This window comes from Streptomyces sp. NPDC048643 (genome assembly GCF_040650615.1).
In the GTDB taxonomy this organism is placed as follows: domain Bacteria; phylum Actinomycetota; class Actinomycetes; order Streptomycetales; family Streptomycetaceae; genus Streptomyces.
Genome location: NZ_JBEZHO010000002.1, coordinates 188757 through 215057 on the forward strand (window position 1 = coordinate 188757; position 26301 = coordinate 215057).

Annotated in this window: 17 protein-coding genes; 11 read left to right on the forward strand and 6 right to left on the reverse strand. The window is 73.3% G+C overall.

The features are described from left to right. Nucleotides 1-79: 79 nt before the first annotated feature. The gene (locus AB0C62_RS02760) at nt 80-1102 is read left to right on the forward strand and encodes an SDR family NAD(P)-dependent oxidoreductase (RefSeq protein ID WP_362969281.1); all 1023 of its coding nucleotides are present in this window, start codon (nt 80-82) and stop codon (nt 1100-1102) included. Between the two features lie 190 nt (nt 1103-1292). Here AB0C62_RS02760 and AB0C62_RS02765 read toward each other — a convergent pair whose 3' ends face one another. Beyond that, complete coding sequence (locus AB0C62_RS02765; RefSeq protein ID WP_362969282.1) at nt 1293-1655, reverse strand: STAS domain-containing protein; 363 nt, start codon at nt 1653-1655, stop codon at nt 1293-1295. A 186-nt stretch (nt 1656-1841) separates the two neighbouring features. On the opposite strand from AB0C62_RS02765, the gene AB0C62_RS02770 reads away from it, so the two are divergent. After that, nucleotides 1842-2294 (forward strand): ATP-binding protein, encoded by a 453-nt coding sequence (locus AB0C62_RS02770; RefSeq protein WP_362969283.1) that lies wholly within the window; start codon nt 1842-1844, stop codon nt 2292-2294. 280 nt (nt 2295-2574) lie between these two features. On the opposite strand, the gene AB0C62_RS02775 is transcribed toward AB0C62_RS02770, so the two are convergent. From AB0C62_RS02775 to AB0C62_RS02785, 3 genes are all read right to left on the reverse strand, one after another. Continuing rightward, on the reverse strand, nt 2575-2844 hold the full coding sequence (locus tag AB0C62_RS02775; RefSeq protein ID WP_362969284.1) for a hypothetical protein: 270 nt from the start codon (nt 2842-2844) through the stop codon (nt 2575-2577). Between the two features lie 280 nt (nt 2845-3124). After that, nucleotides 3125-4081 carry a hypothetical protein gene (locus AB0C62_RS02780; RefSeq protein ID WP_362969285.1) on the reverse strand — a complete coding sequence of 319 codons (957 nt, stop codon included), beginning with the start codon at nt 4079-4081 and terminating at the stop codon, nt 3125-3127. Nucleotides 4082-4397: 316 nt separating this feature from the next. Then, nucleotides 4398-4955 (reverse strand): hypothetical protein, encoded by a 558-nt coding sequence (locus AB0C62_RS02785; protein WP_362969286.1) that lies wholly within the window; start codon nt 4953-4955, stop codon nt 4398-4400. 142 nt (nt 4956-5097) lie between these two features. Between AB0C62_RS02785 and AB0C62_RS02790 the strand changes: the two genes are divergently transcribed. Continuing rightward, complete coding sequence (locus AB0C62_RS02790) at nt 5098-5988, forward strand: LLM class F420-dependent oxidoreductase (protein ID WP_362969287.1); 891 nt, start codon at nt 5098-5100, stop codon at nt 5986-5988. 267 nt (nt 5989-6255) lie between these two features. Continuing rightward, nucleotides 6256-9864: a BTAD domain-containing putative transcriptional regulator gene (locus AB0C62_RS02795; protein ID WP_362969288.1), complete on the forward strand. Its 3609-nt coding sequence runs from the start codon at nt 6256-6258 to the stop codon at nt 9862-9864. A 47-nt stretch (nt 9865-9911) separates the two neighbouring features. On the opposite strand, the gene AB0C62_RS02800 is transcribed toward AB0C62_RS02795, so the two are convergent. Next, a complete protein-coding gene (locus AB0C62_RS02800) occupies nt 9912-11315 on the reverse strand; it encodes a ricin-type beta-trefoil lectin domain protein (RefSeq protein ID WP_362969289.1) in 1404 nt (467 codons plus the stop codon). 160 nt (nt 11316-11475) lie between these two features. Then, the gene (locus AB0C62_RS02805; protein ID WP_362969290.1) at nt 11476-12102 is read right to left on the reverse strand and encodes a response regulator transcription factor; all 627 of its coding nucleotides are present in this window, start codon (nt 12100-12102) and stop codon (nt 11476-11478) included. 291 nt (nt 12103-12393) lie between these two features. Here AB0C62_RS02805 and eccCa point away from each other — a divergent pair, with 291 nt between their 5' ends. The 7 genes from eccCa (at nt 12394) to AB0C62_RS02840 (ending at nt 26300) form a co-directional block, all read left to right on the forward strand. Then, nucleotides 12394-16422 carry a type VII secretion protein EccCa gene (gene eccCa / locus AB0C62_RS02810; protein WP_362969291.1) on the forward strand — a complete coding sequence of 1343 codons (4029 nt, stop codon included), beginning with the start codon at nt 12394-12396 and terminating at the stop codon, nt 16420-16422. Beyond that, nucleotides 16422-17819 (forward strand): type VII secretion integral membrane protein EccD, encoded by a 1398-nt coding sequence (gene eccD, locus AB0C62_RS02815; RefSeq protein WP_362969292.1) that lies wholly within the window; start codon nt 16422-16424, stop codon nt 17817-17819. The genes eccCa and eccD overlap by 1 nt, the downstream gene beginning before the upstream one ends. Nucleotides 17820-17830: 11 nt before the next feature. Beyond that, nucleotides 17831-19123 (forward strand): type VII secretion protein EccB, encoded by a 1293-nt coding sequence (gene eccB / locus AB0C62_RS02820; protein ID WP_362969293.1) that lies wholly within the window; start codon nt 17831-17833, stop codon nt 19121-19123. A 5-nt stretch (nt 19124-19128) separates the two neighbouring features. Then, entirely contained in the window at nt 19129-22299 is a 3171-nt protein-coding gene (locus AB0C62_RS02825; protein WP_362969294.1) for a hypothetical protein, read from the forward strand. Continuing rightward, nucleotides 22296-25505: a right-handed parallel beta-helix repeat-containing protein gene (locus tag AB0C62_RS02830; protein ID WP_362969295.1), complete on the forward strand. Its 3210-nt coding sequence runs from the start codon at nt 22296-22298 to the stop codon at nt 25503-25505. Before AB0C62_RS02825 ends, AB0C62_RS02830 begins: the two co-directional genes overlap by 4 nt. Before the next feature lie 122 nt (nt 25506-25627). Continuing rightward, on the forward strand, nt 25628-25963 hold the full coding sequence (locus tag AB0C62_RS02835) for a WXG100 family type VII secretion target (protein ID WP_362969296.1): 336 nt from the start codon (nt 25628-25630) through the stop codon (nt 25961-25963). A gap of 46 nt (nt 25964-26009) precedes the next feature. Further along, the gene (locus AB0C62_RS02840) at nt 26010-26300 is read left to right on the forward strand and encodes a WXG100 family type VII secretion target (protein WP_362969297.1); all 291 of its coding nucleotides are present in this window, start codon (nt 26010-26012) and stop codon (nt 26298-26300) included. Nucleotide 26301 lies beyond the last annotated feature (1 nt).

A 26301-nucleotide genomic window follows, 5' to 3' on the forward strand; every position in this document is an offset into this window, starting at 1 on the left:
GGCCGGAGTCGGGGTCACCTCGTCTACGCGCATCCGATGCGGGTACTCGAGGCTTCTTCGACGAGCGAGGTGAGAAGACGTGGCACACACTTCAAGCCGATCGGACCTGGACGGCCTGTCCGCGCTGGTCACAGGCGGGTCCAGAGGGCTGGGACTGCTGTTGTCCGCACGGCTGGCACAGCGCGGCTGCCAGGTCACCGTGGCAGCTCGCGACGAGGACGAACTGCGACGCGGCGCCGAATGGGTCGAAGTGAAGACCGGGAGAAGCGTCTCCACTGCGGTGTGCGACGTCCGTGACCGGAACGCGGTGGAGGCGATGGTCCGGCAGGCGGAGGCGCGGCGCGGCAGGCTGGACGTCGTCGTCGCCAATGCTGGTGTCATCCAGGTCGCTCCGGTCGAATCGCTCGACAGCGAGGCTTTCGAAGACGCCATGGCCACCATGTTCGGTGGCACCGTGAACACGGCCATGGCGGCCCTTCCGCACCTGCGCATGAGCGAGGCCGGGGGCCGTCTGTGCCTCATCGGTTCCGTCGGTGGGCTGCTCGCAGTTCCGCACCTGCTCCCCTACTCGTGTGCCAAGGCCGCAATCGGCGCACTGGGTGAGGGACTGCGTGCCGAGACGGCGGGCCAGGGTCTCAGCGTGACGACGGTCCATCCCGGCCTGATGCGCACCGGCTCGCATCTCCAGGCCGAATTCGGCGGCCGGTCGTCCAAGGAGTTCGCCTGGTTCTCCGCTCTGTCCGGAGCACCCGTGGTCTCCATGGACGCCGAACGTGCGGCGGAGCGCATTGTCCGGGCCCTGGAGAAGCGCCGGACCCGCCTGGTACTCACCCCGGCGGCACGGGCCGCGTCGGTGGCGCACGGCGTGGCGCCGACCGCGGTCACCCGGCTCAGCGGACTCGCTGCCCGGCTCCTCCCCCGGTCCCCGTCCGGGGACAGTGCCGTCAGCGGGTCGGCGGAGGACGGCATGGAGCAGGGCCACAGCATCGATCGTCCGGCCACGTCGTGGACGGAAAAGGCACGCCGGTTGGGCAGCGGTCTCAACGACCGGGCGGCACGCCACTACAACCAGCAGATTCCGGGGCCGCCCACCAGCGCCTGAGGACCTGTCGCCGTCGCCCGGTGAGGCGCGTCCTGGACGCGGAGAACTGAGCCTGCCGGGGCCCGGACCCAGCCCTGGCCACAGCAGAGGTCGGCGCTCACCTTGTGGCCGGCGCACTCACGTCGTCCCGGAGAGCCCTGCGAGGCTTGATCCGAGCCCCGCTCGCGAACGGGTGTCCGACACCCCGTTCTCAAACAGAGGCCGCGAGCGCCTGGGCGAGCGTGGGGTAGCAGCCGATCACCGTGTCGATACCGACGAGTTCGACGACGCGCTTGACCGGCGCGGTCAGCGCGGCCAGGCGGATCCAGCCGCCGGCCGACGTCGCCTCGCGGTGGGCGGCAACGAGAACGTTGATGGCGCTGGAGTCGATGAAGGTCACTCCGCCGAGGTCGAGCACCGACGTCCGCGACTCGCCGTCGTGGATCTGGAGGGCCTGGCGCAGGGCGTCGACATTGTCGGCGTCGACCTCGCCGCTCAGGACCAGCACGCGCATCCCGCGGGTGGTGGTCTGGGCGATCGACAGTCGGGTGGGCTGCTCGGCTGCCTCATGCATGTCTGCCACGTGTCCTTCAACAATCTGCTGCGCTACGACCGGCGCCTTCGGGAGGAAGGCTCAAGCGCCACATCCTACTGACGATGTGATTGTGTTGTGGTGACACAGGTAACCTGCCCTTTCCGGCGTGCACCGGCCCGGGACGGGTAGTCGGAAGCGCCAAGGGGGACAGGGAAGTAGGCAAAAGTGGGCGGACGTTCTACAGACGTTGACGGCGGCCGGGCCGGCGCGGGAAAAGAGCTGGAGGCGTCCCTCGCGCTGGACGGCGACGGCTCGCGCATCGCCCAGGCCCGTCACCTCGCCGCCGCTTTTCTGACCAAGGTCAAGGACCACTACGGGATCCCGGTGGCCACCGCCACGGTGGAGATCGTCCAGCTGATCGTCAGTGAACTGGTCACCAACGCCCGCAAGTACGCCCCCGGGCCGGCCCTTCTCCACCTCCGGGTCCGCGGGCCCGTGCTGCAGGTCGAACTGTGGGACAGCAACCCCGCGGTGCCGGCCGCGAAGGCGCCGGACCCCGAACGCGTCGGCCAGCACGGACTGGAGATCGTCGCCGCCCTCGCCGCCGCCGTCACCGTGGAGCGGACGCCGGTCGGCAAACGCATCACCGCCGACATCCCCCTCACCGCCGCCGGGTGAAGCAGGCTGCTGGGCCCCTGGCAGCAGACCGGCACCATGTCCGCCCACCAGGCCGTGACGTTCGACGACGTCGCCGCCCCGGCCTCCAAGATCACTGGTCGTGACGTCGAGCGCGCCACGTTGGACGACGAGGAGTGGATCGCGTCCAAGGTCGCAGCCGGCACACCGGAAGCGATGGTGCGGATGACGCTCACCACCTTCCGAGCCGTCCGCGAGGGCCGCTTCGCCGGCGTCGACCCGCTGGGGGTGCCAGATGTGCCGTCTTGGCGGGGTGCTCGTGTCAGTCCCCTCGAGGGAACAGCGAGACCCACACCGGGCCGCTCTCCCGTCTCCAGTCGCGCCCCGCTGACACGGCCACAAGCCCCTCGGAACGCATGTCTTCCGCCAGCGTCTCCGCCGCGTCCTGGTATGCCGGTGCCTCCCCCTGCGAGGCGCCGTACAGGGCCGCGCGCTCGACCGAGGCGCACAGCAGCTCAGCAGCCGCCTCCACATCCTGGAACTGGGACGAGGCCTGGGCGATGCTCCCGGCCCCCCACGACATGACGAACATCCCTCCAGCGTGCACCCCAGCACTTCAGTCCGCCATCGGGCGGCCGAGGAATGCGCCGCAGCTGCACCTCCGCCTCCCGAGCCGCCCTGCCGACGCCGAGGTCGGGCGAGTGGCACGGGGCGGCGAGATCGGCCGCCCCGGAGCGCGACGACTCCGACAGACACTGCCGGCGCCGGGCCAGGGCGCCCGCAGGGGCGGCTCCTCGGGACCGCCCCTGACCGCGTTGGGCCGCCCTCACTGTCGGGGCCTCCACGGCAGTCGGACAGACCCTGGAAGCCGTTCAGTCGCCGGGGAAGTACGACGGTGCGCGGACGCGCATGGAGCCGGCGAGCGACCGGAGAACGGTGTCGCTCACGGGAGGAGTTCGGGCTTGGATGACTGCGACCGTGTCGCCGACCCGAGTGAAGTAGTCGACGTACTCGTGGTTCGACGAGCGCCACACTCCAGGATCCACCGGTGTGCAGGCGGGCGACGGAGAAGGGTAGGTGCTGGTGAGCGCGGTGCAGTGGGAGGGTGGAGTGAAACCCGGCTGTACGGGGCCGACGGTCACCCGGATCTCCCGTTGGAGATCGTCCATGGTGTCCGCGCCACTCACGTTGTCGGGTGAGATCCGGTAGAAGAAGGTCGCTTCCTGTTCGGCTGCCCCTTTGATCGTGCCGACGCCGTTCAGGTGGTAGGCCGCGGGCACTCGCGGCCCGAGCAGGGGGACACCGGCAGCGGCCAGCTCGCTGTTCTGCTCGCTCCGCTCGTGCAGCGTGGTGGCGAGCGAGTCGAGTGGCATCAGGAGGACCAGGGCGAGCGCCACGGCCGCTCGCGGCCACAGCGGCCTGCGTGACTGGGTGAACCAGGCCGCGAGGGCGAACGCCGTCACCCACAAGGCGGGTTGGACGTACCGCGTGCCACCGGGGAGCCACTGGAACGTTTCGATGTTCCAGACCGGATACCAGCCGACACCGATGCCGAACAGAGCGGTGAGCCAGGCCGGCCTTATTTTGAGGACCCGCAGGACTGGCCAGGCGAGAAAGAAGTTCAGGATGGGCAAGAGATGGAACCACAGGACGGCGAAGCCCATGCAGCCGTAGTCCGGCGCGTTCCGGCACGTACTGGAGTCCAGCAGCAGCCATGTCGCGAGCATGGAGCCGACCACCGAGGCAAACCCGACCCCGGCAGCCCGTGCCGCACGCTTCACATGCCGCGACCGCTCCACCCCCGCCGGTTCGACCAGCGCAGTGCTCATTCCGTCCCCCGATCCGCAGCAGAACCTCGTGGATCAAGTAATCGCCACGGACGAGCGCGCCGCCTGAGTACGAGCACTCATCCGACCTGAGTACGCCGGCGACTACCGGCCTCAGGCAGCGCCGGAAGGGCAGGCGCACGCGCCAACTTCCGCTCTTCGCATCAGTGTTGCCAGTCATCATCGGCTGCGGAGTGGTGCGGCCCTCCGACGACCAGGCGACCGACGCCGCACGCGAGGTGGCCAGGCGTGCGGGCGAGCGGATGCCGGATCGGCAGCCGCGAACGCTCCACCGATGAGCGCCCATCCCCAGGCGAGGTCAGCAGCCGCTGTGCTTCGGGGTGAACTCCATGCGGACCGACCTGTCCGTGCCGACGGCAGCGTCGTAGGTCGACCTGCCGACCTGGTACCAGACGTCGTCCTTTTTCGCGTCGCCGCCGAGGTTGTCCAGGCTCACGCACCACCGTTCCGGCCGGACCACGCGTGTGTAGGTCTCGGTGCCGTTGCGGACCTGCCTGCAGCTCTTGGACTGCTCGGTGGAGTACCAGGTGCGGGTGCGCCGCTTGCTGCCCGACCCGGAACTCTTCGTGTGCTTGACCCGATGTGTGGCCGTGGTGCACTTCCTGGTCATGTGCGGCCGCGTGGCCCGGGTGGTCTTCGCGGCGAGATGGCGGACCTCGTCACGGAGGCCGAAGACGCTCGCGTCCGTCGTCGTGGCCGGGCCGGGCCGGGACTCTTCGGCACCGCTCCCGCTGTTCCGGTCGACACCGACCGACTGGTCCGTGCCCTCGTCGTGGACGTCGCTCCCCCGGCTGCACGCGCCGAGGCCGGCTATCAGAACCGCCGTCACCGCGGCCGTCACAAGTCGCTTGAACATGTCTTCCTTTTTGTGATCAACGGCCCGCAGTACAACGGCGGTCGGCCGTTGTCCCTCGGCTCGTACCGGGGCCCGGTCAGCCGATCGAGCGCATCCTCGGCCGTAGGGGAACAACGGCCTCGGGGCCGCAGTTGATCACAGTATGACTTCCGGGACACGCGAGGCATTCGGACGGATCGGCATCTGGAGTGGCGCTCTGCACGCGTCGCGGGTGGACGACGCGGGGAGAGCCGCGATCGTCGAAGCAGCCGCCGAGCTGGAAGAACTGGGGTACGGCACGCTCTGGATGGGAGGCAGCCCCTCCCCCGACGACGCGGCGGCCCTCGTCGCCGCCACCCGCACGGTCACGGTGGCCACCGGCATCCTGAGCATCTGGGAACACGGAGCCGACGAGGTGGCGGCCCGTGTCGCGGCGATCGACGAGAGCGCGCGGGGGCGTTTCGTCCTCGGCCTGGGCGTCAGCCACGACACGTTGGCAGCGCGGTACGCGAAGCCCTACAGCGCCATGGTGGAGTATCTCGACGCCCTCGACGAGGCCGTGCCGCCGCTCGGCGGCGGGCAGCGTGTTCTCGCGGCGCTCGGCCCGAAGATGCTGCGACTCGCCGCCGAGCGGTCGCTGGGAGCCCACCCCTATCTCGTCACCGCCGAGCACACGGCGGAGGCGCGCGAGGCGCTCGGCCCCGACGCGCTGCTCGCGCCCGAGTTGTCCGTCGTCCTCGACGACGACCTCGACCGGGCCCGCACGACCGCGCGGGGCATGCTGGAGCTGTACCTCCAACTGCCCAACTACACCAACAACCTGTTGCGTCTGGGCTTCACGGAGAGCGACTTCGAGAACGGCGGCAGCACACGCCTCCTCGACGCGCTCTTCGCCCTGGGCGACGCCGAGCGGGTGCGGGCCCGCGCCCAGGAGTACTTCGACGCCGGCGCCGACCACATCGCGTTCCAGGTCCTGACCGCGAGCGAGGGTCGGGCCGACCTGCCCCGGGCGGCCTGGCGCGAGTTGGCCTCGGTCTTCGCCGACCGGCTGTAGGGGGTCGTCCGGCGGACGCCGGCCCGATACCGGTCGGACGGGGAGAGTCGGGGCGGGCTCCCGCGAGGAGCGGTCCGTCGGTGACCCGCAGGCCGGTGGGCGGACAAGTCCCGTCACCTTTCCGGGGTCTCGTGGGTCGGGTGGAGTGCGCTCCGCCCGGTCCTTACTCTCTCCTCACGAAGTCCTGGTCAAGGCTTGACGCAGGCGCCGCGCCACCGCGCGCCACGCTTGGATCGGGGCGCCGGGTGCGCTGTACATTTGCGCCTCATGCTCTGTGTTCAGGTCCTGGGGCCGCTCGGTGCCGACATCGGCGGAACGCCCGTGCACCTGGGAAGTCCCCGGCAACGCGCGGTCCTCGCCCTCCTGATGGCGAACCGCGGCAACGTGGTACCCGTCGACCGGCTCATCGACCGCCTGTGGTGCGGCCGTCCCCCGGACAAGGCGGCGGCCTCCCTGCACGCCTACGTCTCCAACCTGCGGCGGGTCCTCGAACCGAACCGGGCTCCCCGTACACCGGCCGGTGTCCTGGTCAGCGCGCCGCCCGGGTACGCGCTGCGGTTGCCCCAGGACGCGGTCGACGCCTGGCGTTTCGAGGAGGCCGTACGGCGTGCGCGCTCGGCCCCTCCGGCTCAGGCGCGGCGCATCCTGGAGGAGGCGCTCGGCTGGTGGCGGGGGGCGGCCTACGGGGAGTGGGCCGACGAGGAGTGGGCCGGGGCCGAGGCGGCCCGGCTGGGCGAACTGCACACGGTGGCACGGGAAATGGCCGTCGAGGCGACGCTCAGGTCCGGGGCGGCCACCGAGGCGGTGCCCTCGGCGGAGGCGCTCGTACGGGAGCACCCGTTGCGCGAGGAGGGCCGACGGCTGCTCGCGCTCGCGCTGTGGGCGAGCGGTCGGCGGGCCGACGCGCTGGCCGAACTGCGGCGGGCTACCGCCGTGCTGGCCGACGAACTGGGTCTCGGCCCGGGTGACGCCCTGGTCGAGTTGGAGACGGCGATGCTGACGGGCCGGACGGACGTGCTGCGTGCGGCCGTACCGGGAGCCGGTCCGTCCGAACCGGCCGTGTCCGTAGGACGTTCCGCGGAAGCGGTGACGTCTGCCGTCTCCCGCCCGTCGGCGGCGCACCGGATTGCGTCGCACGCACCCGTCGACCGACGGGTTCCGGCGCGCGCCTCGTCGGCGGCGCCGGTCCCGTCCGCCGAGGCGACCATGATGCCGGGGGCCTCCCACGAGCCGTTCGTGGGACGGGACACCGAGCTGCGGGCGCTGGACGACGCGGCCGCGCCCGCCCGGCGGCACGGTGGTGTCGTCCTGGTGACCGGGGAGCCCGGAGCGGGCAAGTCCGCGCTGCTCGGCCGGTTCCAGCGGCGGTTGCGGGCCGACGGCTGGACCGTGGTGATCGGGCGCTGCCCCGAGTTCGACGGCGCCCCGCCCGCGTGGGCCTGGACGGAGGCGCTCGGCGAACTCGCGCGGCGCACACCTCCCGCGGATCCGGACGCGCTCGGCGCTCTCCTCCACGACGGGGAGTACGGCGGGCACGCGGAGCACCACCGCTACGGGGGCGGACACCCGGCGGAGCAGGCTCCGGGACTCGGTGACGGCTGGGCGGTCGGACGGTTCCGGATGCACCGGGCGTTCAGCGCGTGGTTGCGCGCCGCCGCCGGGGAGTCGCCGCTCGCGGTCGTCATCGACGATCTGCACCGGGCGGACGGGGAGACGCTGGCCCTGCTGGAGCGGACCGCCGAGCTGACCGGTGTGCCGGTGCTGGTGATCGCCGCGTACCGCCCGGCCGATGCCGGCGACCGGCTGGCCAAGACCCTCGCCGAACTGGCCCACCGGTCACCGCACCGACTGGCGCTCGGCGGGCTGCCGCCGCACGACGTGGACACGGTGGTCAGGGCCGTGTGCGGAACCCCGGTCGACGCGGCCACGGTGACCGCGCTCACCGAGCGGACCGGCGGGAACCCGTTCTACGTACGCGAGAGTGCCCGGCTGCTCGCCAGCGAGGGTGCCCTGGTGGCGATCTCCGAGGTGCCCCAGGGTGTGCGCGACGTGCTCCGCCGCCGGCTGCGGCAGCTCCTCCCGGGGGCCCTCGGCGTCCTGCAACTCGCCTCGGTGGTCGGTTGCGAGTCCGAGGTGAGCGTGCTCATCGAGGCCGCGGATCCCGTACGGCACCCGGAGCACGAGGTGTTCGACAGTCTGGAGGAGTGCGTGCTGGCGGGGCTGCTGACCGAACCGGCGCCCGGCCTGGTCCGGTTCGCGCACGCCCTGGTCCGCGACACCGTGTACACCGACCTGGTGGGTGTGCGCCGCGCGCGCCTGCACGCACGGGTCGCGGACGTCGTACGCCGTCGTCGTCCGGACGATCTGGCGGCGCTGGCCCACCACTTCGCGCGGTCGGCGACGGCGGCGACGGCGGCGCTGGCCGTCGAGTACTCGCTGGGCGCGGCCGATCTCGCGGAGCGCCGCTACGCCCACGACACCGCGGCCGAACTGCTCGAGCAGGCCATCGAGTCCTTCGCCCTGATACCCGCCGACGGCGACAGCCCGGGCGACACGCGCGCGGCGCGGCTGGTGGCGCTGCTCGGACGGCTGCTGCGCGCGGAGATCCGCGCCGGGGCGGTGGTCTCCGCGCGGAACACCCGGCAGCGGGCCATCGAGGCGGCCTCGGGCGTCAGCCACGACGCCCTGGTCTCGGTGGCGCTCGGCGCGTCGATCGGCCCCGGCCTCGCCCTGAGCGGGCCTCAGGGGCTCGTCGCCCCAGCGGCGCTCGATCACTTCGCCGACCGGCTGGCGGCCCGCGCGGCCGCCGATCCGGTCGTCCTCGCTCTCGCGGCCCGGCCGTCCCGCGCCGAGGAGGCGGGTGCGTACGGGGAGGGCCGGGGCACCAGCACCCCCACCACCGCGCCGTGCGCCGTCGGGGAGCGGGCCGCCGCACATCGACTGGCCGTCGCTCGTGCGGTCGGCGACCCGCTGCTGATCTCCTGCGCCCTGACCGCCGCGTCCGCCGTCGCCCCGCACGGCTACCCCGACCACCGGGCGCTCCTGGCGGGCGAGCTGCGCATGCTCGGCTACGCCCACGACCTTCCCGCCAACACCTGGGTACGGGAACACATCGGCGGCATGGCGGCGGGTGCCCTCAACGACGTCGCCGGAGTCCGCCGGCACACCCGTGAGGGCCGTGCGGTGGCCCGGAGGCACCGGCTGGTTGAGGCGGAGGTCGTCAATCTGTCGACCCAGGCCATGCTGGCGCACGTCGAAGGGCGCTTCGCCGACGCCGAGGCCGGCTACACCGAGGTACGGAACCGGCTGCGGGCCAACCGATCCGCGCACGGCGACGTCGTCCACGCCCTCGGGCTGACGACCGTGCGGCTCAGCCAGGGACGCCCCGAGGACGCCGAGCCGCTCCTGCGGTCCGTTCACGACCGTGCCACAAGCGTCACCCGGCTCGCTCTGGGCGTGGTCGTCGCACGCCAGGGCCGGATCGACGAGGCCCACGCGCTCGGTCTCTCCCCCGCCGCGCCCGTACCCGACCACCTCTACAGCATCGCCCTGTCCTTCCGGGCCGAGCTGGCCTGCCTGCTGGAAGACCGCACCGCGGCACGGGAGTTGATGCCCCTCCTGCTGCCGGTCCGCGGCCAGCTGGCGGGCGCCGCCAGCATCTCCTTCGTCACCCGCCCCCTCGCCCAGTCCCTGGGCGAGATCCACCGGTTGCTCGGCGACGAGCCCGAGGCGCTGCGGCAGTTCTCGCACGCCGAGGAGGTCGCCCTGCGGTGGGGCTCCCCGCATCTGGCCGCGGCGGCCCGGACCGCCCTGGCCGGTCGGGGCGAACCGGCGGCTCGGGACCACGGGCGGGCAGGCCGCCACTGCCTCAGGTAGATCGGTCGAGGCCACCCGTGAGTGACCGGGCGACGTGCTCGAACGGCTCAGCCCAGGTGCCATTTCTGGTTGGACGTGCCGCCGCAGTCCCACAGTTGGAGCCGGGTCCCGGCGGCGGTGCCCGCGTTCTTGGCGTCGACGCACTTCCCGATCTCGGTGTTGACCAGGTCGTGCGAGCTGTTGAGGTTGAACTTCTGCGCCCAACCGCCGTTGCAGCGGGCCAGTTGGATGCCGGCACCGTCCGAGGCGGAGGCCGTGGCGATGTCCATGCACAGTCCCATGGAGCGGACGCTGCCGTCCGACGCGAACACCCACTTCTGCCACGCGTCGCCGCCGCATCCCTGAAGCGTCAGCGGCGAACCGTCCAATCCCTTGTGCGCGGAGATGCCCACGCACCGGGAGGACGCGTAGCCCACGATCGTGTCGCCGGCCGGCTTGACCGCGGTGTCGGCCGCCGGTTTGGAGTCCGACGGGTGCGTGTCCGCGGCCTTGGCGCCCGCCTTGTGGGTGGACGCGGCGTCGACGGCCTTGCCGTCGCCCGCGGCGGGCGCGTGCGCGGGGCCCGGGCCCTCGTCGGCCGACGGTGAACTCCCCTTCTTGCCGGTGCCCTTGCCCACGTGCGCCTTCGAGCCCGGCTTGTCGTCCTTGCGGTGCCCCCGCGCGGAGGGCGACGGGGACCCGGACCGGGACGGCAGGACCGAGCCGTCCGGGCCGACCGTGGGAACGGTGGCGTCCTCGACGTGTGCGGCACTCGGCTCCGATTCGGCGCCGCCGGGGACGGCCATGACCGCGACGGTGCCGAGGCCCAGTGCCAGCAGTACCGAGACGGCGGCCACCGCGCCGATGAGCCGCGCGTTGCGCTCCGGCTGGGCCTCGTCCGCGCCCGCACCGCCGGAATCCGCGACCGAGGGCGTGGCGCTGCTCGCCAACAGCCGCGACAGCCTGCCGGGTTCACCGTCGCCGGAGCCCGAGCGGGCACCGGTCGCGGGCGCGGCCCCCGACTCGGGTGCGGTCACAGCGGCGGGTGCGGGACCGGATACGGGTGGTTCCTCGGCCCTGATGGCGGAACCGGCCTCGGGCGCGGGCACGTTGTTGTTCGCGGACTGCGGTTCGGGGTCGGGCGACGGCTCCGCCGTCGGAGCTGCCTCGGGGATGATCTCGGGCTCGGAGGCGGAGACGGATGCTGACGCGGGCGCGAACTCGGGTGCGCCGGACCCGGTGCTCCCGGACTCCGCTTCAGGAACAGGGGCGTTCGCCGGCTCTTCCGCGGATACCGGGGTGTGCGCGGTCTCCGCATCAGGGGCGGGGGTGTTCCCGGTCTCCGGTTCGCCTGTCGGCTCCGGCGCGGCGTCGGGGTTCGACTCCTCCAGCCAGGGCAGCGGTTGCTCCCAGACAGCCGCGTCCCCGGCCGCCTCGCCGGTCGGTTCCGCCGGTCCGGTCCTGTGTTCCATGTGCGACTGCCCGCCTCCGCGTCTGGTGGTCTCCCGACGCTCGAACCTAGGAGTCCGTGACGCGGTGACACCGCGACGGGCGCGAACTCTGCCCGGCAGGACGGGAAACGCTTCCCCTGCGACCGTCCGGCCCGGCGGAAGGGTGGGAGAGGCCTGCTGGCTACAGGGTTCCCGAGCGCAGCGCGAAGGCGACCGCGTGGGTGCGGTTGCGCAGTCCGAGACGGTTCATCATGACGCTGACGATGTTCTTTATGGTCCGTTCCGAGTAGTTGAGCTTCTGGGCCACCTCGGTCGTGTCGAGACCGTCGGCCAGCAGACGGAGCACGTCGACCTCGCGGGCCTCCAGCCCGGAGGTCGTCAGCCCCAGTGGTCCGAGCACATCGCGTTGCAGCCGCCTGATGTGGTCGATGAGTTGGCCCTGCACCGGGGTCGGCAGCAGTGCGGCGCCCTCGGCGACCGCCCGTACGGCCTCGACGACGTTGTCGAACGTGCTGTCCTGACGCCACATCACACCGCGCAGGCCGAACTGGACGGCGCGCATGAGCTGGGCCTCGCCGATGCGTCCGGTCACGAGCACCATGCTCATGGCGGGGTTGGCCGCGCGGGCGGCGACCGACTCCATCAGCACCATCGTCTCCTCGGTCACCTCCGCGGTGAGCACGAGGACCACGTCCGCCTCCCGGTGGTCCTCCTGGGGCAGCACCTTCAGCCCCGGGTACCTGCACAGGGACCAGGCGGCCCCCTCGCCGGTGATGGGGTCACTGGCGAGGACTGCGATCGAGATCATCCCCAACGTCACTGATGTCCTTCCTGGTTCGGACCGTCGCCCTGATGGGGCCGGGGTACCGGCACGGCGTCGGGCGACCGTGGCGGCGGACGCGGGGACATCGTCGCCGGACCGCCTTGGCAATCACTTGGCGTGCACTTGGCGGGTTTGCCCGTCCGGCCACGCTTCGCTGTCCGCCGGGACAGACATCGGTCCGTGCGGCGGGGGGCCCGGAGGCGTCCTGCCTACGCTCGGGACGAAGACTCAGTGGCGCGAGCGCCGCGGAAAAGCCGCAGGAAAGCAGGAAGCACGTTGAGCACCGTGGTCGCCAAGCGCTCGCCGCGTGCCGAGGGTCCCCCGATGCCCGAGGGCCAGGTCGAACTCGCCGAGCCCCCCGTCCTCGGGGAGCCGGCCACCGCGGACTTCGGCTCGGTGATGATGTACCTGCCCATGGGCCTGGGTGCCGGTGCCATGGTGCTGATGTTCTCGGTCGGCAGCGGCGGCACGTCGATGTACATGATGACCGGGATGATGGGCGTCGCCATGGTCAGCATGACGCTGATGCAGGTCGGCCGACCCGGTGCGGAACGCCGTCGCCGCATGCGGGCGGAACGGCGCGACTACCTGCGCTACCTCGGGCAGAAGCGCACCCAGGCCCGGCAGGCGGCCGACGCCCAGCGCGAGGCGCTGCTCTGGGACAACCCGGACGCCGGGGATCTGTGGGCCCTCGCTCGGGGCCCCCGTCTGTGGGAACGCAGGCCCGGCCACGAGGACTTCGCGCGGGTACGCATCGGGCTCGGCACCCGGCGGGCCGCCCTGGAGTTCCTGCCGCCGCAGACCAAGCCGGTGGAGGACCTGGAGCCGTTGTGCGCGATCTCGCTGCGCCGGTTCACCCGGGCCCACCAGACCGTTCCGCTGCTGCCCGTGCCCGTGTCGCTGCGCCGCTTCACCAGCGTGGAGTTCACCGGCGAGACCGATGACGCGCTGGCCCTGGCGCGCGCGATGCTCGGGCAGCTCACGGTCCTCCACTCCCCCGACGAGCTGCGCGTCGCGGTGCTCGGGGACGACGAGGCGCTGGGCGCGTGGGACTGGCTCAAATGGCTTCCGCACAACGCGCATCCGCACGAGGAGGACGCCGCCGGTCCGGTCCGGCTCGCCGCCGGCGACCACGACGCCCTGCTGGACCTGCTCGGTCCCGAACTGCGCGACCGGCCCGATCACGACCCCGCGTCCGCCCCGAGCGTGGCGGAGCCGTTCACGGTGATCGTCGCGCACGGAGTACGGATCCCCGAGACCTCGCGCCTCCTCGGCGCCGGAGTGCGCGGAGTGGTGCTCCTCGACCTGACCGGTGCGGTGCCCGGCGGACCCAAGGTGCTGCGGCTCACCGTCCGCGACGGCCGGGTCGACTTCCCGAGCGGCACGGAGACGGTCTCCGGCCGGGCCGACCGGCTCGGCCCCGTGGAGGCGGAGACCCTCGCCCGTGTCCTGGCGCCGATGCGCACCGGCGGTGGCGTCGACCTGGTGGACCGGCCGCTGGAGTCCGACTTCGACCTGACGGCCATGCTCGGCATCCGTGACGTGCGTGGCTTCGACGTACCCGCCAAGTGGCGCCCCCGGCTCGCCCAGGACGCCCGCCTCAAGGTGCCGATCGGTGTCACCGAGGACGGCGAGATCGTCGAACTCGACCTGAAGGAGTCCGCGCAGGGCGGGATGGGCCCGCACGGTCTCCTGATCGGCGCCACCGGCTCCGGCAAGAGCGAGCTGCTGCGCACCCTGGTGATGGGCCTGGCGGCCACCCACTCCTCGGAGATCCTCAACCTGGTCCTGGTGGACTTCAAGGGTGGTGCCACCTTCCTCAACATGGACCGGCTGCCGCACACCTCGGCCGTCATCACCAACCTGGCCGACGAGCTGCACCTCGTCGACCGCATGCGCGACTCCATCAACGGCGAGATGATTCGCCGTCAGGAGCTGCTGCGGGAGGCCGGTTTCGCCTCGCTGTACGAGTACGAGAAGGCGCGCGGCGCCGGCGCGAGCACGCTGGCTCCGCTGCCGTCGCTGCTGATCATCGTGGACGAGTTCTCCGAACTGCTTGCGAACAAGCCGGAGTTCATCGAGCTGTTCGTGTCGATCGGCCGGTTGGGGCGCAGTCTCGGCGTGCATCTGCTGCTCGCCTCCCAGCGTCTGGACGAGTCGCGGATCCATCGCGTCGAGGGTCATCTGTCGTACCGGCTCGCGCTGCGCACCTTCTCGTCGATGGAGTCGCGCAGTGTGATCGGCACGTCGAGCGCGTACGAGCTGCCGTCGGCTCCCGGCAACGGCTATCTGAAGGTGGACACCACCAACCTCGTCCGGTTCAAGGCCGCTTACGTCTCCGGGCCCGTTCCCGCGGCGCCGGACCCGGAGGAGGCCGGCCGTCGCGAGGGGGCCGCGCTGGAGGTGACCGCCTTCGGTCTTCAGGCGCGCGGCGCCCTGGCGTCGGTCCGTGCCGAGGAGGAGGCCGCGGCACTCGTGTCGCTCGCCGAGGAGGCGCTGCGCGACCAGGGCGGCGAGGGGGACACGGCCGAGAGCGGCGGCGAGAGCGCCGAGGACAGTCTTCTCGACGTCCTCGTGGGCCGGCTGGAGGACAACGGTCCGCCCGCCCGGCAGGTGTGGCTGTCGCCCCTGTCGGAGTCGCCCGCACTGGACGCACTGCTGCCGGGCATCGTGCCCGACCCGGTGCGCGGCATGGGCGCGTCCGACCCTCGTGCGCAAGGTGCTCTGCGCGTGCCGCTGGGTCTGGTGGACCGGCCTTTCGAGCAGCTGCGCGAGCTGCTGGTCGCGGACCTGTCCGGGGCCGACGGGCACCTCGGCCTGGTGGGTGCGCCGCAGACCGGCAAGTCGACGCTGTTGCGGACCCTGATGCTGTCGCTCGCGCTGACCCACACGCCGGCCGAGGTCCAGTTCTACTGCCTGGACTTCGGGGGCGGCGGTCTGGTGTCCACCGCCGGTCTGCCGCACGTCGGCTCGGTGGCGACCCGGCTGGAGCGCGACCGGGTCCTGCGGACCGTCGAGGAGCTCTCCCAACTTCTGGAACGGCGTGAGCAGTTGTTCGCCGCCAGGGGGCTGGAGTCGATGGCCGCGTTCCGGGCGCTGCGCGCCGAGGGCGCGGTGGACGACCCGTACGGTGACGTCTTCCTGCTGGTCGACGGCTGGGCCACGCTCCGTCAGGACTACGACGACCTGGAGCAGCGGGTGATGGAACTCGCCGCTCGCGGGCTGTCGTTCGGCCTGCACGTGGTGGTCTCCGCGGTTCGCTGGTCCGAAGTGCGGCCCCGGCTGCGGGACATGCTCGGCACCAAGCTCGAACTGCGGCTCGGTGATTCGATGGAGTCCGAGGTCGGTTCCCGAGCGGCGGCCGGTGTGCCGCACCAGTCGGGGCGCGGCCTGACCGCGTCGGGACATCACTTCCTCTCCGCGCTGCCCCGGCTCGACAGTTCCTCGCGGACGGACGACCTGACGGCCGCCACCAAGGCCGCGGTCGCCGAGATCGACACGTTCTGGACCGGTGGGAGTGCCCCCGGGGTCCGCCTGCTGCCGACCAGCCTGGACGCACGGCGGCTGCCGACGCCGGCGGACACCCGCGACCTGCGGTTCTGTCTCGGCTGGGACGAGCAGCGGCTCGCCCCCGTCTGGCACGACTTCGGCACCACCCCGCACCTCCTCGTGTACGGAGACGGCGAGACCGGCAAGACCAACGCGCTGCGCCTCGCGATCCGGGCGATCACCGCCCGCTACCGCCCGGAGGAGGCCCGCATCCTGCTGGCCGACCCGGGCCGTGGACTCCTCAAGGACGTCCCGGAGGCGTACCGCGTCGGCTACGTCGTCGACAACGACGGCCTCGGCAAGCTCGCCGAGAGCGCCGCGGTGTCCGTGGCGAAGCGGCAGCCGGGCGCCGACGTCACGCCCGAACAGCTGGAGAAGCGGGACTGGTGGACCGGACCGCTGCTGTTCGTCCTCGTCGACGACTACGACCTGTTCGGCGGCGGCCCCGGATCCGTGTCCCCGATGGCCCCCCTGGTACCGCTGCTCGCGCAGGGCGCCCACATCGGGCTGCACCTCGTCGTCGCCCGCAGCACCTCGGGCGCGATGCGCTCCGTCATGGACCCGCTGGTCCGCCGCATGTGGGAGCTGGGCAACCCGGCGCTGCTGTTCTCCTACCCCAAGGAGGAGGGCAAGTTCATCGGCGAGGCCAAGCCCCGCACCCTGCCGGCCGGGCGTGCCCAGCTCGTCACCCGCCGCACCGTCAAGCTGGTCCAGACCGGACTGGTGTCGGCGTCCCCCGTCCCCACAGGAGCATGATGACCACCGCAGTACCGCTGACGGGACGGGCCACCGAGGTCTGCCGCGTCACCGTCGAGACACCGGACGGCCGGACCGATCTGTCCGTCCCGGTCACCACCCCGGTGTCCGCGCTGCTGCCGGTCCTGCTCCGGCGGTTGCCCACCGGGTCCGCCACGGACGGCACCCCGTGGGTGCTGCAACGACTCGGCGAGGAACCGCTCGGCGCCGAGGCCACCCCGGAGAGCGCGGGGCTGCGCCAGGGCGACGTCCTCCATCTGCGGCCCGCCGACGCCCCGTTGCCCGCGCTGCACTTCGACGACGTCGCGGACGGGGTCGCGCACACCGTGGGCGAGGGGCCCGGCAGGTGGCGGCCCGAACTCACCCGGGGCCTCGCCGCCGGCCTGGCCTGCCTCGCCCTCGTCGGGCTCGCCGCCGCGCTGCTCGGCGCGGGGACCGGTCCCCGTACGTCCGCCGTCGCCGCGGCGGTGGGCCTGGTGCTGGCCGTCGCCTGCGCGACGGCCGCCCGGATGGGCGCTGACCGGACCAGCGTCCTGGTCGCCGGACTCGGCGCGTTCGGTTTCGCCGGACTCGCCGGCGCGACGCTGCGCGTGAGCCACTCCGGCGGCCACACGCCGGGCCTGACCGGAGTGCTCCTCGGCGCCGGGTGTGTGATCGCGCTGGCCGGTGCGCTGTTCGCGCTGGGAGCCCTGCCGCTGGTCGTCCCCGGCACCGTCCTGCTGACCGCGATCGCCGCGGCGGCCGGCGCGGGGCTGGCCGAGGGCGCAGGACTGCGCGGCGACCAGGCCGCCGCCGTGGTCGCCGTGGCCCTGTTCGTGCTCGGTCATCTCGCGCCCCGGCTGGCCCTGCGCACGGCCCGGCTGCGGGTCCCCCAACTGCCGCACGACGCACGGGAACTCCAGCTCGACATCGAACCCGAGCCGGACGCGCGGGTGGCGCTCCGCGTCTCCGTCGCCACCGCCTGCCTCGACATGATCGGCGTCGCCTCCGCCCTGGTCTGGGCGGTCGCCCTGTGGCTGCTGACGGCCGCCGAACACGGCTGGACCGGCTGGCTGCTGCCCCTCGCCCTGAGCCTCGCCGTGCTGCTCCGCGCGCGCGGCACGAACGGCACCCTCCAGCGGGTGCCGGCCGTTCTCGCGGGCGCGTACGGGCTGGCCCTCGTCCTCGTCGTGCGCACCGCCGCGAGCGGCCCGGCGGGACGTGTCGTCGCCCTCGTGGTGCTGCTGGCCGCGGCCGTCCTGCTGCTCGTCGGCGCCTGGCGGCTGCCGCGCGCCCGGCTGTTGCCCATCTGGGGGCACCTCGGCGACCTGCTGGAGATCGTCACGGCGATCGCCCTGCTGCCGCTGCTGCTCCAGGTCCTCGACGCGTACGCGTACTTCCGCGGGCTCGCGGGCTAGGGCGGGCGGACGTGCAGACTCGACGCGATCACGTACAGGCGTACCAGTTCGCCATGGGCCGGCTGGCCTCGGCCCTCGTCAGCGGTGACCCGGGTCGCGGCGACAGCCCGACCCGTCGGTCGGCCCTCGGTTCCGTGTTCGGCGTGGGCGTGGTGGTGCTGCTGTGCGCCGGGTTCGGCGTGTACGGGCTGATCTCGCCCGTCGCGAAGGACGACTGGCGCAAGGACGGGGCCGTCGTCCTGGAGGAGGACACCGGCAACCGCTACGTCTACGCGGGCGGCGTCCTGCGCCCGACCCGCAACTACGCCTCCGCGCTGCTCATCGCGGGCAAGCGGTCGGCACCCGAGACGCTCTCCGCGAAGTCCCTCGCCGGGGTTCCGCACGGCGGGCCGGTCGGTATCCCCGGCGCTCCGGACACGGTGCCGGACGCGTCCGCGCTGACGGCCGGCCCGTGGGCGCGCTGCCTGCCGGGTATCGGGTCGCGCGTCGTCGGGCAGACCCTCGCCTTCGGCCCGTCCGCCGCCGCGCTGCGCCCGTTGCCGTCCGACCGTCAGGTGCTGCTCAAGGGCCCCAAGAACGCCCGCTATCTGCTCGTCCGCGGGGTCAAGCACCCGGTGCCCGACGACTCCGCCCTCATCGCCCTAGGACTGGACGACCGGACGCCGCTCAGGGCCGCCGCCGACTGGCTCGCCGCGGTCCCGACCGGCGCTGCGCTCGACGCACCCGTGCCGCCGGACGCCGGAAAGCCGGGCGGGAAGGTCGCCGGACAGGCCGCCCCGGTCGGGCAGCTCTTCCGCACCAGCTCGGGCGGGACCGAACACCGTTACCTGCTGCGCTCCGACGGGCTCGTCCCGGTCAACGCGACCGCGTACGCCCTGCTCGCCGCCCGCTCCGGCGCGCCCGAGCCCCGGCGGGTCACCCAGGCGGACATCGCGGTGGCCGAGGTCTCGGCGGACCGCGGCCCCACCGACCGGATCCCGGACGTCGTCGGCGTCCACCCGCTCGACGGCGGAACGGTCTGCCTGGAGCAACTCCACGACGGGAAGTACCGGTTGACCGTGGCCGCCGTGGCCGGGCGGCGGGTCGCCCTTCCCGCCGGTGCCGGTGTCCTCGCCGTCCCCGCCGACGGTGGGGGCCAGTACCTCGTCACCGAGCAGGGCGTGAAGTACCGGATCGCCGACGACGCGGCCGCGCGGGCCCTCGGGCTCGCCGACACCAAGCACCGGCTCACCCTGCCCGCGAGCGCCCTCGCCCTCCTGCCCGACGGCCCGGTGCTCAGCCGCTCCGCCGCCGGAAAGGGCTGAGCCGGATGGGCAAGCTCCGCCTGCGCGCGACACCGGTCGGCGACGCGCTCCTGGTCCATCCCAAGGACCGGTTCGACGAGCGGGCGGCCGTTTTCGCGCGCGGCCTCGCGCACGACCCGCAGCACACCCTCGCCGTCGTGGACCTGCCGGCCGAGATGCTCGCCGACGAGTGGGCGGCGGTGGCCAAGGTGCTGTCCTCCTCCCGGTACGGCAGCCTGCGGCTGGTCTTCGGCCGCGGCAGGGGCGACGACGTGCGGACGGCCGCCGGGCGCATCGCCGACCGGCTCGGCCGCGAGGTCCTCGCCCCCGACGGCGCCCTCGTCCCGACCGTCGCGGGCGGCCTGTTCGTACCCGGCGACGAAGGTGCCGCCTGGCTGCGGTTCCGGCCGGGGCGCGCCGTCGAACCCGACTCCCAGCGGTTTCCGAAGCCGCACTGGGAGTTCTCCGTGCCGACCCGGCCGCGTCGGGCGGGCGACCGCACGACCGTCCGACCGGTCCCGTCCGGCGTCTGGTTGCGGCCCGTCGGAGAGCCGCTGTCCGCGGCCGACCGTCGGGCGGTCGAGACCCTCCCCACGGACACCCGGCATCTCCTCGTCGTCCTCGGCAGCCCCGGCGGTGGGCCGCTGCCCGTCGACGACGTGGCCGGCTACTGGGACACCGTCCTGCCCAACGCCCGCTCCGCGGTGCGGTTCGTCCTCCACGGCACGCTCGACACTCCTGCCTCCCTGCCTCCCGGCCAGGGCCTGGCGAACGCCCTGGACCACGAGGTGGTCCTGTACGCGGACCTGCCCTCGGGCCCACCCGACCAGGGCAGCAGCCTGCCGGACCACACCACGTACACACCGGCACACGGCACCGCCGGGCCCGATCACCGGGTATCGGCCGGGGGTCCGGGCGAGGTGACGGCTTCCGAAGGGGAGGCCCCGCGGGCCGGCGCGAGGGCGGAGCCCGGTTCCGGGACGCCGTCGGGTCCGACGGCTCTCCCGGGCGCGGAGGCACCGCGGGGCGCGGCACCGGAATCCGGCACGCGTCCGGCGCCGACCGCGACCACCTCCCGCGACGGGGTCGTTTCGACGCGCACGGCAGCGGGATCCGGCCCGCAGACACCGTCGACCGCCGCTGCCCAGGCGGGCGTTGGCGAGACGCTCCTGTCCGGCGAGGAGACATCGGACGGCGCGGCCACCACGGTCACCGTGTCGGCCGACCGCCCGTCCGAGGCGGGTCCCGGCCCTTCGCTACCCGCGCCGGTACCGGACGGAGAGGCGCCGCCGAGCGCGGCACCGGAACCCGGCGAGCGGGCTCCGGATGGCGCCGCCACCACGGTCACGGCGTCAGCCGACGGCCGATCCGGGGCCCGTACAGATCGTTCGGGTGCCGCACCGGTGCCGGACGGCGCGGCTCTGCGGGGCGCGGCATCAAACTCCGACGCGCGCACGTCGGCGACCGCGACCGGCTCGCCCGACGGGATGGACCCGACGCCCGCGACAGCGGAGTCCGGGTCCGAGATGTCGTCGACTGCCCCTGCTCAAGCGGGCGTTGACGAGCCACGGCTGCTCGGCGAGCAGGCTCCGGACGGTGTGGTCGTCGCGGTCACCGGGTCGGCCGACCGTCGATCCGAGGAGCGTACGGACCGTTCGAACCCCGCACCGGCGCTGGACGGCGCGGTCCGTGCGGGGGGATCCGGCATGCCCGAGACCACTCCGGTCGTGGCGGCGAGAGCCGCGTCCCGGGGGGCCGTGCCCCGTATCCGGACGGAGTCCGTGGGCTCGGAAACCTCTCGCGGTGCCCCCGGCCCTCAGGTCCCGCGCACCACGCCGTGGCCCGACTCCCCCGCCCGGACGGTCACTTCGACAGGGCGCGCCCTCGCAGGTCCCGAGACGGCGCCCGTGGTCGAGCCGGGAGCGGCGTCGGGGCACGCGGCTCGGGAGCGGGACCCCGGCGCGCCCGGCACCGGACCCGAGCCGACTCCTGTGACACCGGGCCCCACTGCCGAAGGCCACGATCCGGATCGGGTCACCGTGCCCACGCCGGATCGCCCGGAGGCGACGGCACCGGAAGCGGTCCCGGACGTCGGCACAGCGCCAGTGCCGGTGCGCGGCCCCGAGGGCGACCCGGCTCTGACACCTGTCCGCGCGGACGGCGTCGGCCCGAGCCACGAGTCCCGGGCGGAGCCCGGGGCCGCCCCGCGCCCCGTCCGGCCCGCCGCCCCCCGCTTCCGGCTGGAGTCGGGCGCTCCGGCACCGGAGCCGGAGACTCGGACGGATCCGGATCCGGATCCGGATCCGGAACCCGCGGACGGCGCCGGGGCCTTTGTCGCGGCGCCCGCCCGCCCGGAGCTAAATACCCCGACCGGTGCGGCGGCGGGCGTGCGCGTGCAGCCCGTGCCCAGGACCGCCGCGTGTGCGCTGCCACCCGAGCGGGGTGTCGCGCAGGAACGGGACTGGGTGCGGCGGACGTTCAGCGAGCAGTACAACGCGACGGCCGGTTCCGTGTCGCGGATGATGTCCGAGTCGCCGGGGCTGCGCGGCGGATCACGGACGGAGGCGGCGGACGCGCTGACCGAACTCGTCGCCGTGCGGCTGTACTTGTCGGGCGACAGCCGGGCGGCCGACACGGCCGTGCGCACGGCGACCGCGGGACCGCACGTGCCGCTCGCCCGGTGTGTGACGGCCGGTCTGCGCAGGCTGCCGTCCTACCGGGGACCCGCCCTGCTGCGCACCCGTCTCCAGGACGCCGAACGGGCCTGGTACCGGGCCGACAGGCTGGTCACCGAGTGGGCGTTCTGTCACGCCCGGACGTCGTTGCACGCGGGTCCGCGAGGGAGCGGGGCCACCGACGTCCTGATCTGGTCGATGACCGCCCGCAGGACCGGCTCGCTGGACCCGGCGGCGCCGGACCGGGTGGTGTTCCTGCCCGGAACGTCCTTCAAGGTGCTGCGGACGGTGGGCGACGCCGTGCTGATGCGGGAGGTGTCGCCGTCGGAGATCGCCGAGGACGGCCGGGTCGACCTCCAGCGGGTGAAGCTCGACGAGATCGCCCTCAAGGGCCTGGGGAACATCCTCGACGCCCTGGAGAAGGCCGGCACCGATGCCAAGGCGGAGAGCGCCGACCCGCCCGGACTGATCCTCACCCCCGACACCGGGCGTGCAGGTCGTACAGAAGGAGACAAGCCGTGAGCAGGCAGGTCCTGTTGGTGTCCCCGGACCGGCCGGGCGCCCACCGTACGATCGCCCGCGCGCTGGCCGAGGCCGCGGAGGGGGCGCTGGTCACGGTGGCCCCGGGCCGCTACGAGGAGGCACTGGACATCACACGTGCGGTGACCCTGGCCGCCGAGGGAGGCGCCGGGTCCGTCCGGGTGCACGCGCCGTCGGGGAGCACCGTCGTCGTGGACGCGGAGGCGGTGCGGCTCTCCGGTCTGGTGCTGTCCGGCGCGGACCCGGAAGCGCCGGTCCTGGACCTGCGGCGCGGGCAGGCGGCGCTGGACGGCTGTGTGATCGAGGGAACCGCCTGGACGGCGGTGCTGGCGTGGAACGAGGGCGTCCTGGCCGCCCGCGGCTGCCGGGTCACCAATCCGAACGGCGCGGGCGTCGTCGTCACCTCGCGCGGCGGGAACGTACTGGAGGACACGGAGATCACCGAGGCCGGCTCGTCGGCCGTCGTGGTCGCCGAGCAGGGCCGTCTGGACGTACGGGACTGCCGTCTGGACCGTGCACGCGGCAACGGCGTCTGTGTCAACGGCACCGCGTCCGCGACCGTGGAGTCCACCCGGATCACGGGGAGCGGCAAGCCCGCGGTGGCCGTCGAGCAGGAGGCGCGGGCCACCCTGCTCCGGGTGACCGTCACCGGCAGCGCGGTGCTGGACGCCTATCTCACGAGCCGGGGCGAGACCACGCTCACGGAGTGCGCCTTCTCGGGCTCGGGCGGACAGTCCGTGCACGTCGCCGAAGGGGCCGCGCCCCATCTGCGGAGCTGCACGATGACGGGCGCGGCGCGCACCGGTCTCCAGGCCGCCGGGGGCGCACGGCCCCGCCTTGAGGACTGCGAGATCACCGGCGCCCCGGTCGGCCTGCACGTCACCGGGGCGGCAACCACGGTCACGGCGACCGGACTTGTGGTCCGGGACGCGGCGACGGCCGCCGTGCAGGCAGCCGACTCGGGCACCGTGGAACTGGAACGGCTCAGCGTCGTCGGGACGTCGGGCGCCGGTGTCCGTGCCCAGGGCGGCGCGCGGCTGACCCTGCGGGACGCCACGATCACCCTGAGCAGCGGCCAAGGACTGGCGCTCGCCGGGGAGTCGAGCGCGTACCTGGCGGCCTGCGCACTGCGCGACTGCGGTGCCGTCGTCGGCGAGGGTGCGGAACTGACCGCGCACGACAGCGAGTTCACAGGCTCCGCGACAGACGCCGTGCGGGTGCTGGCGGGCGGCTCCCTCATCGCCGTCGGCTGCCGGATGACCGGCGCGAACGGGCACGGCGTCAACGCCCACGCCGACGCCCGTACCGACCTGAGCAACTGCGCCGTCTCGGACAACGCCCGGGACCGCGCGGTGGACGCGACGCCGGACCCCGCCCCGGCGTCCTTCCAGCAGGACCCCGAGGCCCCTCGTTCCGGCACCGGGCCGCTGGCCGAACTGGAGGCGCTGGTCGGTCTGGAGAGCGTGAAGCACGAGGTCACCGGGCTGATCAACCTCAACAAGATGACCAAGCGGCGGACCGAGATGGGTCTGCCCATGCCTCCGATGAGCCGCCACCTGGTCTTCGCGGGGCCGCCCGGCACCGGCAAGACGACGGTGGCCCGGCTGTACGGGGCGGTCCTCGCGGAGCTGGGCATCCTCAGCCAGGGCCACATCGTCGAGGTGGCCCGGGCCGACCTGGTCGCCCAGATCATCGGCGGCACCGCCATCAAGACGACCGAGGTCTTCAACCGGGCCCTGGGCGGGGTGCTGTTCATCGACGAGGCGTACACCCTCACCAACCAGTCGCGCGGTACGGGTCCCGACTTCGGCCAGGAGGCCGTCGAGTCCCTGATGAAACTGATGGAGGACCACCGCGACGAGATCGTGGTGATCGCCGCCGGCTACTCCGAGCACATGGACCGCTTCCTCGCCTCCAACCCGGGGATGGCCTCGCGGTTCGCCCGCACGGTCGAGTTCCCGAACTACGCGCCGGAGGAACTGGTCACCATCGTCCGGGGGTTGTGCGCCAAGCACTACTACGAGTTGGCCGACGACGCCCTGGAGGCGTTGTCGCGCTACTTCGAGGACGTCCCCAAGGGCCCGACGTTCGGCAACGGCCGCGTCGCCCGGCAGGTCTTCGAGTCGATGATCAGTACGCAGGCCTCCCGGCTGGCCGCGCGACCGCCGGAGCACGACAGCGACCTGAGCCTGCTGACCGCCGCCGACGTCACCCCGGTCCCGCAGGCGCCCACGCCCGCGGGGCGGGCACGCCCGGAGACACGGGCCCAGGGCCAAGAGCAGCCGTTGGAAGAAGAGTTGGCGCCCACGCCGACCCCGGCTCCGGCCGCCGGCCCGCAGCCGGTGGCCGCTGCTCCCTCTCCCGCCAACGCGCCGAGCACCCCCGCCGACACACCGGCGGCTCCCCCGGCCTCACCCCGTACGCGGGCACAGCCCGCCCCCGGGCCGGCCGACCGCCATCTGGCCGCCCTCACGGGACTCGACCCGGTGACAGAGGCGCTGGCCGCCCGAGTCGAGACCCTCGTGGGGCTGGGCCAGGGCACCGCCGGACTGGCCGACATCGTCCTGGAGGGCGCCCCCGGCAGCGGACGCCGTGCCGTGGCCGCCGCCTACGCGCGGGCGCTCGCCGAACACGGCGTGATGGCGTCCGGCGCGTTCGGCCATGTGCCGCTGTCCGCCGTCCCGGCCCGGTGGCCCGAGCAGCCGCGCGCGTATCTGGCCCACACGTTCCGGGAGGCCGCCGGCGGCCTGCTGGTCGCCGAGGCCGACGCCGCCTTCGAGCGCCGCCCGGCCGCCGAACGGGACGCCGTCGTCGACGCGTTGGCCGCCCAGGCCGCGTCCCGCGACGCGTACGGCGCCGTGCTGGTGCTCTCCGGCGGCGCGCCGTACCTGATGGACCTGCTCCGCGACCGTACGGACCTCGCGGCGTCGTTCGCCGAGTACCTGCGGCTGCCCTCCTGGACCGGTGCCGGACTCGCCGACCTCACCCGGCGGCGGCTGGCCGTGCTGGGGTTCGAGATGAACGACGAGGTGGCCGCGGCACTGGCGGGGCAGGACCCGGCGCACGGCGCCCACGGCGCGCACCGGCTGGCGGACCGTGTCGCCGCGCGCGCCCGCGCCCGCCGGCTGGTCCTCGACGACCTGCCCGAGGAGCTCCCGCTGCCCGCGACGACGCTGGTGGGCCCCTGACGGGACGAACGGGCAGAGATCGGCGGTCGGTCGGGCAGCGTGCCCGGAATCCGGTCAACGACCGCCACCGGCCCCGACGACGATCGTGACGACCGACGACTCCACGGACGAGAGGAACGGCCATGGCCGGCAACACAGAAGCATCGGTGAGCATCGCGGGCATGAAGTCCGCCCAGGGCAGCTTCCAGGCAGCGGTGGACGAGGCCAACAGCAGCTACACGCAGATGCAGAGCCAGATCGACGCCCTGCGGGGGAGCTGGACCGGCGACGCGGCCAGCACCTACCAGGGCGCGATGGACACCTGGCTCCAGGACTTCGCCACGGTGCGCAGTCAGCTCAACCTGATGCTGGAGAAGCTCGAGGCCAACACGGGCGGCTACACCGTCACGCATCAGACCACCACGGACACGGCGAGCACGCTCCACAAGTCCATGACGCAGCCCCTGCCGGGCTTCTAGACAATTCGCCGTCCCCACCAGGCCGTTCACTTCAAGGAGCCCCACGATGCCCACCTACACGGTTCAGATGGACCAGATCGAGTACGTCGTCGGTGAGATGGCCGCGATCAGCAAGAAGATCCAGGAGACGCTGACCGACCTGGACGACAGCACGAAGATCCACCTCAGCGAGTGGACCAGCGACGCGCGCAGCACGTACGACGTGGTCAAGCTGAAGTGGGACACGGCGGCCGCCGACATGGTGACCCAGGCTCAGAACGCCACGAACTCGCTGGGCCACATCAACGAGGCCTACCACGCGGGTGAGCGGCACGGTGTGAGCCTCTGGGACCAGTGAC